The following is a 16,486-nucleotide window of genomic DNA, read 5'->3' as shown; positions in this document are numbered from 1 at the left end:
GTGCGGGTTTGCGGGGGACGCCGTAAACCCATCCATGGGGGCTTGGTCGCGGCATCCATGCCGCTCACACCCCCGCAAACCCGCCCCGACCCACCTTCGACGGTGTATCGGTCGTCGCGGGAACAGCGGGCCGCGTCGCGGTAGGGTCGAATCCCAATCGACTGCCGATAACGGTGAAACGCGCGGTGGCGCATGAAAACCATCGACGCCGCCGACGCAATTCAAAACCCCGCTAAACGTTCCGCAACACCACCCGCTTCCCGTCTTCCGTGGGCCGGTTGATGTAAAACAACCCCGGCCCCGGCCGGTATGGCAATTCGCGGGTTGCATCATCTGCCGCATACAACAACGCGGTGTCGCCGAGCGCATCGAAATTCCAATGCGCCGATTGCATCAGGTAGCGCTGTCGCAACAGCAGTTCCTGCGCTGCATCGACCGCCTGGCCTGCCACCAGGCGTGCGGCAATGGGCTTCAGCTCATCCGGCAACGCCATCGCCGGATCCGCATCCGGCGTGCGTGCCCACATTACGCCGGCGGCTGCCGCGCGCTGGTGGATCAGCCGCAGTGCGACCAGCTGGTAGCGCCAGTCGATCTCGCGTCTGAGCACCACTGCGGCATGCGCGAACAGGACCCACTGCGGCAGCACGCTGTCGCTGCCGGCCACGCGCATCTGCTGCCAGCGATGCCAGACGTCGACCCAGACGCTGTCGTCGCCCAGGCCCAGTGCGGCCTGCCATCGGCGGCACGCGGCCTGTGCGCGCAGGTAGACCTGGGTGCTGCGCAGCAGGGCCAGTGGCGGGGTGGTGGTGTCGGGTACGTCGTGGGTGCGGATGCGCTGGCCTTGTGGGCGTGTGAGTAGTTTCGGTCCTTCGATCCGCTGGTCGTAGCCGCCGCCGATGTTGGCGTGCACGCCGGGCAGGGCGATTTCCTCGTGCTGGGGCGCGACGGAGGTGAGTGCGAAGTAGTGGCGGTGCTCGTCGCGCGCGGTGACCTGGACCACCTTGTCGGCACAGCCGGCGGGCAGGTTGACGTGGGGCAGTTCGTCGCGCTGGCGCGCGTCGATCGCGACCACGGTGTCGAACAGGCCGACGAAGCGCACGGGGCGGATCGTGGGGGCGGAGGGCAGGGTCCAGCCGGTGCGGCGCAGCTGTTCCTGCAGCCAGAGGCGGCCGTCGGCGGCGTTGAGCCGGTTGACTGCGTCGCGTGCGGAGGCGGCGCCGCGCGAGAAGCCGAACAGGTCCAGGCGGACCCCGGTCAATGCGTGGGGCGGCAGGGTGCTGGCCAGGGCACGCAATGCTTCGGGCAGGCGCACGTCGAGGGCGCGGTGGACTTTGGCCTTCACGCCGCTGGGGCCGATGCCGAACGCCAGCCCCATCAGGTCGTCGTCCTTGCCGGTACGGGTGCCGGCGCCTTCGATGTAGATCGCCAGGGACAGCGTGCCTGGCAGGGTCGGCGCGGTGCGCCGGTGGTCGGGGTAGAGCGCGTGCAGCCGGGCGATGTTGGTCAGTCCGTTGCTGAAACTGCTGGTCAGGCGGCTCTGGTAGGGCGAGGCGTCATCGGCCAGCACGGCGGGGGCCGGCGGCCGCGGTGCGGGGGTGGTGCTGCCGGGCGGGCGCGAGGCGTGCAGCAGGTTGTCGGCGTTGTTGCGGGTGCCGTCGAAAAACAGGCCGATCTGCAGCGTGACCGGCACGGTGGTGGTCGTAGTGGGCTGCCCAGCCATGGCCTCGGTTCCCCTGTCGATGCGCGTTTAAGGTAGCGCGAAAGCGACACGAAGGCGACGTAACTGAACCGCTGTGGCCGCCGGTCACAGTTCGGGAATCTCATTGGTGGGCTCTATTGAATTCACGCGATCGATAGGCGCCAGATGGTCTGGCCTGTCGACAGGGGCGGCGGCGCGAACACGTTCACTTCCGAAGTTCACTCAACGAGAGAGGCGACATGATGTCCAGTTCGATGAGAAAGACCGCAGGTGCGATCACGTTGTTCCTGGCCGCCGTGGGTACGGCGGCGGCCGCTCCCCTGTTCCCGCCGGGGCCGGTGTGGCGCCGCGCCGGCGCGGCCAGCCAGCCGGCCGCGCAGGCGGTGCTGTCGGCGCCTTCCAGCGCCGCCGTGCAGGAGGTCCGTGTCGAGGCAGGCGCGGTGGTGGCGGCGCAGCGGCAGCTGGAGTTCGAGCTGCTCGGCACGCCCGTGCAGGCCCTGCAGCAGCGGGTGGAAAGCCTGCCCGATGGCGGCAGCATCTGGTACGGCAGCCTGCAGAACGCAGGTTCGAAACTGACCCGCCAGGCCGGTGCGCAGGATCCGGGCAATTCGGTGATCCTGGTGCGCAACGGCGACACGGTCACCGGTTCCATCCGCAAGGACGGCACGCTGTACCGGCTGCGTCCGCTCAGTGATGGCCGCCACGTGCTGGTGCAGGTGGATGAGTCGCGCATGCCGGCCGAACACCCGGCCGACTACAACACGCTGCCGAAGATCGAGATGCCGGCCAGTGATCGTGCCGGCATTGCAGCGGCCTCGTCGGGCACGCCGGCCACCATCCGCGTGCTGGTGGTGGCAACCAATGCGGCGGTCAGCGCCTATGGCGGCAACATGCAGTCGCTGGTGCAGCTGGCGGTGGCCGAATCCAACCAGGGCTACACCAACAGCAACGTGGGCATCACCATGCAGCTGGCGGGCTACCAGGCGGTGGCGTACACCGAGTCGGGCAACTTCAGTACCGACCTGGCGCGCTTCCGTTCGACCAGTGATGGGTACATGGATGCCATCCACACCACCCGCAACAGCACCGCGGCGGATGTGGCGGTGCTGATCATCAACAACAGCAGCTACTGCGGGTTGGCATCGGGCATCGGCTCCACCGCGTCGAGCGCGTTCGCGGCGGTGTACTGGGACTGCGCCACGGGCTACTACTCGTTCGCGCATGAGATCGGCCACCTGCAGAGCGCGCGGCACGACATCGCCACCGACTCCAGCACCTCGCCCTATGCATATGGCCACGGCTACCGTTACCAGCCGGCCACCGGTTCACGCTGGCGCACGATCATGGCCTACGACTGCACGTCCGGCTGCCCGCGCCTGAACTTCTGGTCCAATCCCAACATCAGCTACAACGGGATTCCGATGGGCATCGCCTCCAGTGCCGACAACCAGCGCGTGCTGGTCAACACCAAGGCGGCGGTTGCCGCGTTCCGCTGATGGTTTCCGGAGCACACGACCAACGGTATGCCCGCCGTAAGGCGGGCACCCTTCGGGCCGTCGGCAAGCGACGTTAGGAAGGGCTGTGCCCTTCCTTGCGTGTGCTACCGGCATGGCCGGCAATGGTAGGTACCGACCGTTGGTCGGTACGGCTTTACGCCAGCGAATCCAGCGTCCACCCCTGCGGGGTGACGCGCAGCACCGAGCCCTGCTCGTACCAGTCGCCCAGCACGATGCGCGTGCACGCGCGGCCGCCGGCCTGCAGGCTGTGGATCGCCGGGCGGTGGGTATGGCCATGGATCATGGTGTCCACGCCGTGGCGCACGAACGTGGCGGTCACTTCGTCGGGTGCGACGTCGGTGACGGTTTCGAAGGTGGCGCGGTCGCCCTGTTTCATTTCCGACTGGCGTGCCTGGCTGGCATCGCGCGCTTTCTGCGCGAAGGCGATGCGTGCGGCCAGCGGCTGGGCCAGGAACTGGGCCTGGAACACCGGGTCGCGGGTCTGTGCGCGGAACTGCTGGTAGGCCACGTCATCGGTGCACAGCAGGTCGCCGTGCTGCAGCAGCACCGGGGTGCCGTACAGGTCGATCACGCTCGGGTCGGGCAGGATGCGGAAGCCGGCGCGGCGCGCGTAGTCCTCGCCCACCAGGAAATCGCGGTTGCCGCGGATGAAGTACACCGGCACCCCGGCGGCAGCGACCGCCTTGAGCGCATCGGCCACCGCATCGGCGGCGGGGGAGGGGGTGTCATCGCCGATCCAGGCCTCGAACAGGTCGCCCAGGATGTACAGGGCATCGGCCTGCATCGCCTCGCAGCGCAGGAAGTCCAGGAACAGGTCGGTGATGGCTGGACGGCTCGGGTCCAGGTGCAGATCGGAGATGAACAGCGTAGTCATGCCGCCATTGTATTAGGTTGTCCGATCACACCGGCAACGGCAACCATTGCAGGCTGGCGCCTGCCAGCGCCGTGGCAATCGCCGTCGCCGCCAGCACATCACTGGGGTAATGCAGCCCCAGCACCACCCGCGATACCCCGACCGCCGCCGTGAACGGCACCAGCACCGGGGCCAGCCACGGGTAGTAGGCCAACGCCACGATCGTGAACGACACCGCATGCAGGGTGTGCCCGGACGGGAAGCTGAATTCGTCCAGCGGTGCCACCCAGGCACGGATGCGCAGGTCGGCTGCATACGGGCGGGGGCGCCGGGTCCAGCGCTTCAGGCTCTTGTACAGCAGCAGCGCCATCAAGCCGGTGGCGGCCATGTGCAGCGACGCGCGCAGGCCATCGAAGCCATCCACCAGCACCAGCGCGCCCATCAGCGCGTACCAGAACACCCCGTCGCCGAGGCGGCTGACCACCGAGAACGCGCGGCGCACGCGGCGGTGCCGGCAATAGTGGTTGGCGCGCCGGCACCAGCGGGTCTCGCGCCCGCGCAGGGCATCAAGCGGCGTGGTCCGCATGCGACCTCCGGGCCGTGGCCAGTTCGGCAAGCAGGGCCTCGAACTCGGCGACGACCTGCTGCGGATGCAGCCGCGTCATCGCCACGGCCGCATTGCGGCCCAACCGTTCGCGCTCGGCGTCGTCGCCGGCCAGGCGCACGGCCGCATCGACAAAGGCGTTGTCATCGTCCACCGCTACCCCGTTCTCATGGGTGCGCAGGTGCTCGCGGGCCGCGCCGTAATCGAACGCCACCGTGGTCACGCCACTGGCCATCGCTTCCAGCGTGACGTTGCCGAAGGTCTCGCTGCGGCTGGGGAACAGGAACAGGTCGCCGCTGGCGAAATGGCGGGCCAGCGCATCGCCGCGCTGCACGCCACAGAAGATGAAGTCCGGGTTTTCATGGGCCAGTTTCTCTCGGGCCGGGCCATCGCCCACCCACACGAAGCGGGCCTTGGGCCGCACCTGCTGTAGTTTGCGGAACGCTTTCACCGCCAGTGCCAGGTTCTTCTCCGCGGCAATGCGGCCCACGTAGATCGCCGCGAAGCCGCTGCCGTCGATGCCCCATTCCTCGCGCAGCGCCGGGTCGCGCCGGGTCGGCTCGAACTGGCTGCTGTCCACCGCGCGTGCCAGCAGGCGCACCCGGTCGAAGCCCTGGTCGCCGAGGAACTGCTGCAGCTCCTGGGTCGGGACCAGCGTGGCATCGGCCTGGTTGTGGAAGCGCCGCATCCAGCGCAGGGCAGCGGCCTGCAGCCAGGCCACGCCGTAGTCGGGCAGGTATTCGTCGAAGCGGGTGTGGAAGCCCGTGGCCACCGGGATGCCCAGGCGCCGCGCGGTGCGCAGTGCCGACCAGCCCAGCGGGCCCTCCGTGGCGATGTAGATGGCGTCCGGGCGCTGCTGCTGCCACTGCCGGGCCAGCCGCTTGGGGGCCGGCAGGCCGAAGCGCAGGCCGGGGTAGCGCGGCAGCCCGGCGCCCTGCACCAGCAGCGCGCCGCCGGCATCGGTGTCGTCGGCCTGGCGCGGGCGGACCAGGTCCACCTCATGCCCGGCCGCGCGCAGTCCCTGTTCCAGCCCCTGCACGGTCAGGGCAACGCCGTTCACTTCGGGGGGGTACGTTTCAGTGACGATGGCATAGCGCATGGCGGGCCTCCGGTTTGAAGGCATGCTCGGGGGTGGCGATGTAGCCGACATGACATCGACATGACCGCCGCATGACGCCGCGCCGGGCACGAAAAAAACCACGGCCCCGAAGGGCCGTGGTCATCCTGCATCAACCGCGCGGGCCGATCAGAAGCGCTGCTGGTACTTCATGTAGATCACGCGGCCGATGTCATAGCCGCCGTAGTACGAGAAGGCCGAGTTCGGCTTGCTGTACATGATCGGGCCCAGCTTGTCGAAGACGTTGTTGGCGCCGACCGACACGGTGCCTTCCCACGGCAGGGTGTAGCGGAACTGCAGGTCGTGGAAGGTGACCGAACCGCGCTCGTTGTAGTTGCGCGAGCCCTTGTACCACGGTGCGTACTGGCCCGGATCGGAGCACTCTTCCGGGTACAGCGCGATGTTGGCGCACTGTTCCTTCACGCCGGAGTAGTAACGGGCGGTCCAGCTCATGCCGAAGTTTTCCAGGTCCCAGCCCAGCACCAGGTTGGAGCGGACGCGGAAGCCGCTGCCGATGCCGTTGGTGGTGGTCGGCACGACGCTGGCGTCGTTGGTCGAACGGTAGACGTTGCTGGACACATAGGTGGTCGCCGAGTTCAGCGAGAACTTGCCGACGTTGGTATCCAGACGGTAGGTCAGGTCCAGGTCGTAACCTTCGGTTTCCAGGAAACCGGCGTTGCGGTTGCCGAACTTCAGGTTGGTCACGATGCCGGTGACCGGGTCGCGGTCGAAGCGCGAGCAGCGCGCGTCGATGCCCTGCTCATAGCAGTCGATCAGGATCTGGGTCGGGGTATCGGCAATGATGGTGTTGTCGATGCGGATCTTCCACCAGTCCAGCGAGGCGTTGAAGTTCTGGATGAAGCCGGGGCTCCAGACCAGGCCCAGCGTCTTGCTCTTGGAGGTTTCCGGGGTCAGCGTCGGGTTCGAGCCGGAGGTGAACGGCACCGGGGTGGCGTCGATGGCGACGGTCACGGCCTGGTTGCCCTGGCGCAGCTGGCGGAAGTTGGCGGAGTCGGCGATGTCACGCGAGCAGCGCGCGCGCACTTCGGCGTTGGTGCGCGAGGAGCCGAACACGGTGTCGCACGGATCGCTGAAGTTTGCGAAGGTTTCCGAACCGCCACCGAACAGGTCGTTGATGGTCGGCGCGCGGAAGCCTTCTGCCCAGGTGCCACGCACCATCAGCGAATCGATCGGCTTCCACTTGAAGCCGAACTTGCTGTTGAGCGTGTTGCCGAAGGTGTCGTAGTCCGAGAAGCGGGTGGCGCCGTTGAAGGTCAGTTCCTTCGCGCCCGGCAGGTCGGCCAGCACCGGCATGTTGAGCTCCAGGTAGGCTTCGTTGACGGTGTAGTCGCCACCGGTCGGGCCGGCGGCCAGGTTGGTGGTGGCACCGGTCTGGGCCAGCGCGTCGGGGGTGTACTTGCCTTCTTCCTTGCGGCTTTCAACACCGAAGGCGAAGCCCAGGTCGCCGGCCGGCAGGGTGAAGATGGAACCGGCGATGTTGGCGAAGAAGTTCTTCGAGGTGGTGCGGCCCTTGGTGGTTTCTTCCGGGAACAACCACGCCTGCAGCTCTTCATTGCCGTACAGGCCATTGGGCGCGGTCACGCCGTAGGCGACCAGCGGGTTCCACGGCTTGCACACGTCGGTGGAGATCGGGGCGGCGGCGGTACCGCACTGCACCTGGCCGGCCGCGTTGAGGAACGACGGACCCACGCCGGCGGCCACGCGCGCCTTGTGCAGGTTGCCGGTGGCCACCGATTCCAGGTCGTTGCGGTTGTACTGGTAGCCCGCTTCCCAGTCGAAGTAGCGCTCGCCGATGTCGAACGAACCGTCGAACGAGGCCACCGCACGGTAGGTCTTCAGTTCGCTGGTGGTGACGCGCGGAATTTCCCAGGTACGGCGGTTCCAGGCCACGGCGGTCGGCGTGGCATAGCCGTGCTGGTTGCCGAACGGGTTGAAGTAGCTGTCGATCGACATCGGGCCGACGCCGACGGTGCTGGACTGCAGCGGGTAGCCGGCGATCTGGCGGGTCGATTCACGCTGGTTGTACCCAAGCTCGGTGCGGAAGTTGATGCTGTCGGTGATCGCGAAGCGACCATCGAAGTACACCGAATCGCGCTTGAGCGGATACATCACGTGCATCTGGTCGTTGGCGTTGCTCACATCACCGGTGAACGGGGTGGTGTCGGTGCGGTGGTAGTTGCCCGGCAGGGTCGGGTCCGAACCCCGGTTGAGCGAGTAGCCGCAGCCGGCGGTGGCCGTGCAGCCCGGGCCGCGCAGACCGGTGATCTGGCCGTACTGGCTGATCGTGGTCCAGTTGCTGGCGTCCAGCGGGTGGCGGTCGGTCATGCCGTACTGGCTGAAGCCGCGGTCACGTGCCCACACGCCCTTTTCTTCGGCATGTTCTGCCGACAGGGTGAGCGAGATGCGGTCGTTGCTCCAGCCGGCCACGACGTCGAAACGGTCGCGGGCGCCGTCGCCTTCGCTGTACTGGCCGTGGTAGACGCTGGCGGTGACGCCGGTGACGTTGCCGCGGGTGATGATGTTGACCACGCCCGCCATTGCATCCGAACCGTAGATGGCCGAGGCGCCGTCCTTCAGCACTTCGATGCGCTCGATGGCGGAGACCGGCAGGTTCGACACGTCCTGGTAGCCGGAGGTGCTGATGCCCAGGCGCTTGCCGTTGACCAGCACCAGCGTGCGCTGGGTGCCCAGGTTGCGCATGTCGATGTAGGTGCCGCCGGCATTTTCACCGGCGGTCAGCGCGTTGGCGCGGCTGATCGTCGGGCTGCCCATGGCGGTCACGTTCTGCAGGATGTCGGCGACCGAGCTGAAGCCCTGGCGCTCGATGTCGTTGCGGCTGATCGCAAACACCGGCTGTGCGGTTTCCACGTCCACCGTACGGATACGCGAACCGGTGATCTCGATGCGGTCGAGGTTGGTGGTGTTCGGCGCGTCCTGTGCCATGGCCGGTGCGGCCACCAGGCCGACGGTACCGGCGACCAGGGCATGGCGGATCGCCTGCCCGAGTACGTTGATGCGTGAAGTCATTAGGCTCTCTCTCTGGTTCGGAACTGAATCAAAACGGTCGGCGGGGTCCCAAGTGCCCTGCGTCCCTGAAAAACCACCCCAAATGGGCTGGTATTTCGATCTTAGTCCCGTTCGTTAAGCCCTTGTAAAGAAATTTGCCAGATAAAGTTCACTCATCCGTAACCAAAGAGACACAAATTGTTAAAAATCAACTAATTGTGATTCTTTGCCGAATCCGGTTTTTGTGTCCTGATGTGTCGCAATGTATCCGCATGGAGTGGCGCAGCATGAGGATCCGCGCAGATCTCCCTGTGGGAGGCGCGGTCCGGAAGCGCAGAGAGGGGAGCCGCTGGCGCGGCTCAGGCCACGAACGGGCGGAACTGGACGCCGAGCCCGGCCATGCCGTCGGTTTCGCCGATCAGGTCGGCGCGCAGCAGCGGGCGGGCATCGATGTAGGCCTGCGGCAGGATCAGCGACAGGCGGCTGTCGTCGGCGCTGAGCTCCAGCGCCGGCACGGGGGTGTCTTCGTGGGCGCGGTTGAGCAGCACCGCCAGCCGGAGCAGGGCGGTCATGCGCCGGGCCGGCAGCAGCAGGCGCTCGGGCAGGGCATCGAACGCGGATTTGGAAACGTTGCGGCGGTGGCTGCGCACCAGCGCGGCCAGCAGCTGCTGTTCCTGGCGCGAGAAGCCGGCGATGTCCGAGTTCTCCAGCACGTAGCTGCCATGCACGTGGTAGCCGCTGTGGGCGATCATCAGGCCCAGCTCGTGCAGGCGCGCGGCCCAGCCGAGCATGCGCGCGTCGTCCGGGTCCAGGTTCCAGCTGCCTTCGACCTGGGCGAACAGGTCCAGCGCGGTGCGCTGCACGCGTTCGGCCTGGACGGTATCGATGCCGTAGCGCAGGGTCAGCGCGTCGACCGATTCGTCGCGCAGGTCGTTTTCACTGGCGCGGCCGAGGATGTCGTACAGGATGCCCTCGCGCATGGCCGCCTTGCTGACCAGCAGCTTCTGCAGGCCCAGCGCCTGGAACGCCGCTTCCAGCACCAGGATGCCGCCGGCGATGATCGGGCGGCGGTCGGGCGACAGCCCGGGCAGGTTGATGTCCTCGATGCGCTTGGCCTTGAGCAGCTCATCGCGCAGCTGCGGCAGGGCTTCGGCGGTGATCGCGCCCTTGCTCAGCTTCATGGTGGCGCAGATTTCGCTGATCGCCTTGTGCGTGCCCGACGAGCCCAGCGCTTCGTGCCAGCCCAGCGAGCGGTACTTGGTGGCGAACTGCTGGAACTCGGCGCCGATCTCGGTCAGCGCATCCTTCCAGCGCCGCTTGCTCAGCTTGCCGCCCGGGAAGAAGCGCCGGGTGCTGGCGATGCAGCCGGCCTGCAGGCTCTCGCGCTCCAGGGTCTGCATGCCCTGGCCGATGATGAATTCCGTGGAGCCACCGCCGATATCGATCACCAGCCGGCGCTGGTCCGGCTTGGGCGGCTGCGCATGGGCCACGCCCAGGTAGATCAGGCGGGCCTCTTCGCGCCCGCTGACGACTTCAATGGCATGCCCCAGCGCGGTTTCGGCCGGCATCAGGAACGCCTGCGGCGAGCGCAGCTGGCGCACCGTATTGGTGGCCAGGGCGCGCACGCGCACCGAGGGAATGCCGCGGATGCGCTGGCCGAACCGGGCCAGGCATTCCAGCGCACGCTGGCGCGCTTCCGCCGACAGGCCGCCCTTGCCATCCAGGCCGTCGGCCATGCGCACGGTCTCGCGCAACCGGTCGACCACGCGCAGCTGCCCGAGCGTGTAGCGCGCGATGACCATGTGGAAACTGTTCGAACCGAGGTCGACGGCGGCGAGCAGGTCGCCATCCTGCAGGGCGGGCGGAGTCGTGGAGGTATGCGGCATGGGCGAATGGTAGCCGAAGGGTGGGTCGCGGCGTCACCGCGCGGCCTTCACATGATGCGACCGGTGGCCGCATTGAAATGAATCCCGACCAACGGTCGGGATCTACCGATGGCGTTGTTGCAGGGCCCTACAGGCCCTGCATCAACGCCATCTGCGCCGAGTGCGGGGGCTGGTCGTGGCCGGGGGTGCATTTGCGGTACTCGCCGTCGGCATGCAGTTCCCAGGCGTTGAGGTTGTCGTCCAGGTAGTTCTGCAGCACGTCGCGGTAGACCTTGCGGGCCAGCTCCGGGTCCAGGATCGGGAAGCAGGTCTCCACCCGGCGCAGCAGGTTGCGCTCCAGCCAGTCGGCGCTGGCGCAGTACAGCTCGGACGCGCCGTCATTGCCGAACCAGTAGACCCGGCTGTGTTCCAGGAACCGGCCGACGATCGAGCGCACCCGGATGTTGTCCGATACCCCCGGTACGCCCGGACGCAGCGTGCACGCCCCGCGTACGATCAGGTCGATCTGCACGCCGGCCTGCGACGCGGCATACAGCGCGCGCACCACCTGCGGTTCGTTGAGGGCGTTCATCTTGGCGATGATCCGCCCCGGGCGGCCCTCGCGGGCCAGGTGCATCTCGCGTTCGATGCGCTGCAGCAGCCCGTCGTGCAGGGTGAACGGCGACTGCAGCAGGCGCTTCAGGCGCGTGCGCGGGGCCAGCCCGGACAGCTGCTGGAACAGCAGGTGCACGTCGTTGCCGATGTCGGCATCGGAGGTGATCAGGCTCAGGTCGGTGTACGCCCGCGCGGTGCCGCTGTGGTAGTTGCCGGTGCCCAGGTGCACGTAGCGGCGCAGCTTGCGGCCCTCGCGGCGCACGATCAGCAGCATCTTGGCGTGGGTCTTGTAGCCCACCACGCCGTACACCACCTGCACGCCGGCTTCCTGCAGGCGGTCGGCCAGACCCAGGTTGGCTTCCTCGTCAAAGCGCGCACGCAGCTCCACCACCACGGTGACGTCCTTGCCGTTGCGCGCGGCCTGGATCAAAGCATCGACGATCAGCGAGTCCTTGCCGGTGCGGTACAGGGTCTGCTTGATCGCCAGCACGTTCGGGTCCACCGCGGCCTGCTTGATCAGGTCCAGCACGGCGGTGAAGGCGTCGAAGGGGTGGTGCAGCAGCACGTCCTTGCGCGCCACCACTTCGAAGATGCCGTCGCTGTCGCGCAGCGTGCGCGGGCTCATCGGCGGGTATTTCAGTTCCGGCCGGGCCAGCAGGTCGTACAGCTGGATGACGCGGTTGAGGTTGACCGGGCCGTCGATGCGGTACACCGCGTTCTCGGTCAGGCCGAAGTTCTGCAGCAGGGTCCGCACGATGTCGCGCGGGCAGTCCTGGGCGATCTCCAGCCGCACCGCCGGCCGGTAGCCGCGGTCGACCAGCTCGTCGCGCAGCGCCAGCGCCAGGTTCTCCACTTCTTCCTCATCCACCACCAGCTCGGAATTGCGGGTCACCCGGAACTGGTAGGCGCCCTGGACTTCCATGCCCGGGAACAGCTCGCCGACGAACGTGGACAGCACCGAGGACAGGAACACGAAGGTCTGCGGCCCGCCCAGGGTCTGCGGCAGCTGGATGATGCGCGGCAGCGAACGCGGCGCCCGCACGATGGCCAGGTGGCCGGCGCGGCCGAACGCATCGGTGCCCTTGAGCACCACCACGATGTTCAGCGATTTGTTGAGGATCTTCGGGAACGGGTGCGAGGGATCCAGGCCCAGCGGCGACAGCACCGGCATGATCTCGTTGCGGAAGTACGCGCGCAGCCAACGCTTCTGGCGGTGGTTCCAGGAGTGCCGGCCCAGCACGTCGATGCCGGCCTCGTGCAGCGCCGGGCGCAGCGTGTCGTTCCAGCAGCGGTACTGCTGGTCCACCAGTTCCGCGGCGCGGTCATGGATGGCATTGAGGATGGTCTGCGGCGCCATGCCGTCCGGTGCCGGCGGCAGGCCGAATTCCTGCGCGTGGCGCACCGCGGCGGCGCGGATCTCGAAGAACTCGTCCAGGTTGGTGCAGGAGATGCACATGAAGCGCAGCCGCTCCAGCACCGGTACCTGCGGGTCCATCGCCTGGGCCAGCACGCGGAAGTTGAAATCCAGCTGCGACAACTCGCGGTTGATGTACAGGGCCGGGTCGCGCAGTGGATCGGTTTCCGCCGGCAGGGCGATGGGAACGAGGGTGCTCATGCGGAGGAGTCTTCTGCAGAGGAAAGGGTGGCAACGTCGGTGCGCTCGCGCACGTGGTCGGCATCGAAGTGGCACGAGAACACGCTGCCCTTGCCGACCTCGCTCTGGATCTCCAGGCGCGCGTGGTGCAGGCCGAGGATGTGCTTGACGATCGACAGGCCCAGGCCGGTGCCGCCGCTTTCGCGCGAACGGCTGCTGGAAACGCGGTAGAAACGCTCGGTCAGGCGCGGCAGGTGGGTGGCGGGAATGCCATAGCCGGTATCGCGTACCGCCAGCACCACGCCGTGGCCTTCGCGGGCCAGCTCCACCTCGACCCGGCCGCCGGCCGGGGTATAGCGCACCGCGTTGGTGACCAGGTTGGAGAAGGCGCTGTGCAGTTCCTTGTTGGAGCCCTGCAGGTCCACCCCGGCGCTGTCGATCACGCTGATCTGGTGGCGGCCCTGGCTGTGCGCCTCGGCTTCACGGCGCAGCGTGGCCAGCATCGGCGCCATCGCCACGGTTTCTTCTTCGGTGTGTTCCTGCGATTCCAGCCGCGACAGGGTCAGCAGGTCTTCGACCAGCTGGGCCATGCGCTGCGACTGCTTGCGCATTTCCTCCAGCATCGGCCCGGTGCCGGGGAAATCCTCCGGCTCCATCATGTCCAGGTAGCCGTGCACCACCGTCAGCGGCGTGCGCAGCTCATGCGACACGTTGGCCACGAAATCGCGGCGCACCTGCTCCAGCCGCAGCAGCTTGCTCACATCGCGGGCGATCAGCAGCCAGTAGTCCGGCGAATAGGGAATCAGGCGCAGGTTGAGCCGGATCGCCGGGTCGACCGGGGAGGGCACGTCCAGGATCGGTTCGGCATTGCGGCCGCCGGCCAGCCAATGCGCCAGCGGCATCGGCTGCAGGCGCGCGACCAGGGCCTCGCCCAGGTCGCCGGGATGGTGCAGGCCCAGCAGCGTGGTGGCCGATTCATTGAACCACTGCACGCGCTGGCTGTTGCGGTCCACCACCACCACCGCATCCGGCAACGCGGCGGCAGCGGCGCGGTAGCTGCGCAGCATGTCCAGCAGGCGCCGCTTGCGCGTGCGCATTTCCAGCTGGTTGCGGTACAGCAGCCGGTCCAGTTCGTTCCAGACCCCGTTGCCGCCGCTCATGTCCCAGCGCTGGCGCGCGGTGAGCCGGCGCAGCACCTTGCGCAGCCGCCAGTAATGCCAGGCCAGCGCACCAATGGAGGCCAGCGCGATGCACATCCACACATGCCCGGTGGCGAGGCCCACCAGGCCGGCGGCAAGCAGCAGCACGGCGAGGGTGGCAAGGGTTTTCAACCAGGCGGAGCGGATGTGGCGCGGCATTGCGGTCCCAGGGAAAAATCAGGTCGAGGTCGAGAACCGGTAGCCTGCACCGCGCACGGTCTGCACCATGTTCTCAGCGCCGAACGGTTCCAGCGTCTTGCGCAGGCGGCGGATGTGCACGTCGATGGTGCGCTCCTCCACATATACGCTGCCGCCCCACACATGGTCCAGCAACTGGGCACGGGTGTATACGCGCTCGGGGTGGGTCATGAAGAAGTGCAGCAGGCGGTACTCGGTCGGGCCGATCGGCACCGGCTGGTCGCCGGCGAACACCCGGTGCGCGGCACCGTCGATGCGGATGGTGCCTACCGCCACGCTGCCGTCCTCGTCATCGTCGCGCGCCCGCCGCATCACGGCGCGGATGCGGGCCAGCAGTTCGCGGGCCGAGAACGGCTTGACCACGTAGTCGTCCACCCCGGCTTCGAGCCCGCCGACGCGGTCGTTCTCTTCGCCGCGCGCGGTCAGCATGATGATCGGCACCTCGCGGGTGAGGGCCTCCTTGCGCCAGCGCCGGGCCAGGTCCAGCCCGCTGGTGCCCGGCAACATCCAATCCAGCAGGATCAGGTCCGGCACGCGGTCGGCGATCGCCGTCTGCGCTTCGCGGGCGTCACCGGCGTGGATCGGGTCGTAATCACCCTTGCGCAGGGCAAAGGCGACCATTTCGCGGATCGCGGGTTCGTCATCGACGATCAGGATGCGTTTCTGCACGTGCCCACCGTATTACTCATCAGACCGGGATTGAGCCCAGTAGACTACGGTTTCATGACATGTTTGTGACGGCCATGGAGGCATTGCCATCCCACCGTCATCCGGGCGCGGTTCAGCGCCGTTCCAGCTCCGGGTCGTTGATGCCCTGCCGGCGCATCTCCAGCACGGTGGGGGTGATGCTTTCGATCCGCGCATCCACCCGGGCCCGGCCCACGTAATCCAGCGCCGGCTGCTTCTTGAGCGCCTGCAGCTGCATCAGTGCCTGCTCCGGCCGCCCGTTCAGGAACGCGGCCTCGGCGTAGGCCTCGCTGGCGCGCAGGGTGTCGCCGGCCAGCTCGCTGGCGCGGGCATAGCGCTGCTGGAACACCGGATCATTGCCGCTTTGCGACAGCAGCGGGCGCAGCATCGCCTGCGCGCGCTGGCCCGCCTCGCGCCCGCCCTGTTCGTTCAGCATCTCGGCGTAGGTCAGCGCCACCGGGCGGCTGCCGGGGTGCTGGCGGAGCAGGGCGTCGAAGCGGGCATTGGCCTGGGCCGGCTGGCCCGAGCGCGACTCGGATTCTGCCAGTGCCAAGGCCACCCACAGGTTGTCCGGGTGGTCCTTGAGCAGCTCGGTGAGGTCGCGCCGGGCCTCGGCCGCGCCGCTGTTGCGCAGACGCGCCAGGGCCAGCCCATAGCGCTGGGCGTCGTTGAGGCCGCTTTTCTGCGCGCGCTGCAGGTTCTGGTATTCGGTGGCCAGCTCGCCCGGGGTATCGGCGCTGAGCACGCGCAGGCGCTCGCGCGCCCACTCGAACTGGCCGGTGCCGCCCCGGCTGAGCGAATTGACCGAGATCTGCATCGAGGCCGGCAGCAACGGGTTGCTGCGCCGGACCAGCGGGTCGGACAGGGCCGGGTCGGCCGGGTCCACCCGTTCCTGGCGCACCCCGCCGGGTACCTCGGTGGTGAGCAGCACGGTGTCCTTCTTCATCTGCTCGGCACGGGCCTTGGCTTCGCTGATGCGGGTGGTGTTGACCGGGTGGGTCTGCAGGAAATCCGGCACCGAATAGCCGCCGGCATTGCCGCGCATCGAGGCGGACATGCGTTCGAAGAAGCCGGCCATCGCATCCACGTCGTAGCCGCTGCGGGCCAGGGTGCGGATGCCCAGGCGGTCGGCCTCCGATTCATTGCTGCGGGTGTAGTTGATCTGGCGCTGCTGCATCAGCCCCATGCCGGAGGTGATCGCGGCCATGGTGGCATCGCCGGAGGAGTTGCCGCCGGCCTGCTGCGCGGCCACCACCGCCGCCAGCATGCCCAGCAGGATCGGGATCTGGTCGCGCTGGGCCCGTTCCACCCCGCGCAGCACGTGCTGCTGGGTGACGTGGGCGATTTCGTGGGACAGCACCGCCGCCACCTCGTCCTCGCGCTCGGCGGTCAGCACCAGCCCGGCGTTGACCCCCACGTAGCCGCCCAGAGTGGCGAAGGCGTTGATCTGCCGGTCCCTGAGCATGAAGAACGTATAGGACTGGCGCGGCTGGGCGCTGTTGGAGCCCAGC

The 16,486-nt window shown here is 67.8% G+C and carries 11 protein-coding genes; 1 reads left to right on the top strand and 10 read right to left on the bottom strand.

Features of this window, described 5'->3' with window-relative positions; all coding sequences use genetic code 11:
- Positions 1 to 232: 232 nt before the first annotated feature.
- Entirely contained in the window at positions 233 to 1,720 is a 1,488-nt protein-coding gene (locus QMX79_RS15500) for a DUF2235 domain-containing protein (RefSeq protein WP_282247521.1), read from the bottom strand.
- Between the two features lie 218 nt (positions 1,721 to 1,938).
- Here QMX79_RS15500 and QMX79_RS15495 point away from each other — a divergent pair, with 218 nt between their 5' ends.
- Positions 1,939 to 3,195 (top strand): zinc-dependent metalloprotease, encoded by a 1,257-nt coding sequence (locus tag QMX79_RS15495; RefSeq protein WP_282247520.1) that lies wholly within the window; start codon positions 1,939 to 1,941, stop codon positions 3,193 to 3,195.
- 154 nt (positions 3,196 to 3,349) lie between these two features.
- On the opposite strand, the gene lpxH is transcribed toward QMX79_RS15495, so the two are convergent.
- From lpxH to QMX79_RS15450, 9 genes are all read right to left on the bottom strand, one after another.
- Positions 3,350 to 4,090, bottom strand: a complete 741-nt coding sequence (lpxH, locus tag QMX79_RS15490; protein WP_282247518.1) for a UDP-2,3-diacylglucosamine diphosphatase — start codon at positions 4,088 to 4,090, stop codon at positions 3,350 to 3,352.
- A gap of 25 nt (positions 4,091 to 4,115) precedes the next feature.
- Positions 4,116 to 4,655: a phosphatase PAP2 family protein gene (locus QMX79_RS15485; RefSeq protein ID WP_282247517.1), complete on the bottom strand. Its 540-nt coding sequence runs from the start codon at positions 4,653 to 4,655 to the stop codon at positions 4,116 to 4,118.
- Entirely contained in the window at positions 4,636 to 5,772 is a 1,137-nt protein-coding gene (locus tag QMX79_RS15480; protein ID WP_282247516.1) for a glycosyltransferase family 1 protein, read from the bottom strand. The genes QMX79_RS15485 and QMX79_RS15480 overlap by 20 nt, the downstream gene beginning before the upstream one ends.
- 147 nt (positions 5,773 to 5,919) lie before the next feature.
- Complete coding sequence (locus tag QMX79_RS15475; protein WP_282247515.1) at positions 5,920 to 8,838, bottom strand: TonB-dependent receptor; 2,919 nt, start codon at positions 8,836 to 8,838, stop codon at positions 5,920 to 5,922.
- Positions 8,839 to 9,176: 338 nt separating this feature from the next.
- On the bottom strand, positions 9,177 to 10,703 hold the full coding sequence (gene ppx, locus QMX79_RS15470; RefSeq protein WP_282247514.1) for an exopolyphosphatase: 1,527 nt from the start codon (positions 10,701 to 10,703) through the stop codon (positions 9,177 to 9,179).
- A gap of 127 nt (positions 10,704 to 10,830) precedes the next feature.
- On the bottom strand, positions 10,831 to 12,912 hold the full coding sequence (ppk1, locus tag QMX79_RS15465; protein WP_282247513.1) for a polyphosphate kinase 1: 2,082 nt from the start codon (positions 12,910 to 12,912) through the stop codon (positions 10,831 to 10,833).
- On the bottom strand, positions 12,909 to 14,249 hold the full coding sequence (gene phoR, locus QMX79_RS15460; RefSeq protein WP_282247512.1) for a phosphate regulon sensor histidine kinase PhoR: 1,341 nt from the start codon (positions 14,247 to 14,249) through the stop codon (positions 12,909 to 12,911). Before phoR ends, ppk1 begins: the two co-directional genes overlap by 4 nt.
- Before the next feature lie 18 nt (positions 14,250 to 14,267).
- Positions 14,268 to 14,957 carry a phosphate regulon transcriptional regulator PhoB gene (phoB, locus tag QMX79_RS15455; RefSeq protein ID WP_019185815.1) on the bottom strand — a complete coding sequence of 230 codons (690 nt, stop codon included), beginning with the start codon at positions 14,955 to 14,957 and terminating at the stop codon, positions 14,268 to 14,270.
- Positions 14,958 to 15,069: 112 nt separating this feature from the next.
- Positions 15,070 to 16,486, bottom strand: a 1,417-nt coding sequence (locus QMX79_RS15450; protein WP_282247511.1) for a M48 family metalloprotease, incomplete at its 5' end; no start/stop codon positions are given.

Origin of the sequence: Stenotrophomonas sp. PS02300, from assembly GCF_029959395.1 — a bacterium.
In the GTDB taxonomy this organism is placed as follows: domain Bacteria; phylum Pseudomonadota; class Gammaproteobacteria; order Xanthomonadales; family Xanthomonadaceae; genus Stenotrophomonas; species Stenotrophomonas maltophilia_AD.
The sequence above is the reverse complement of the archived record's forward strand: the minus strand, read 5'-3'. Positions and strand labels throughout refer to the sequence as shown.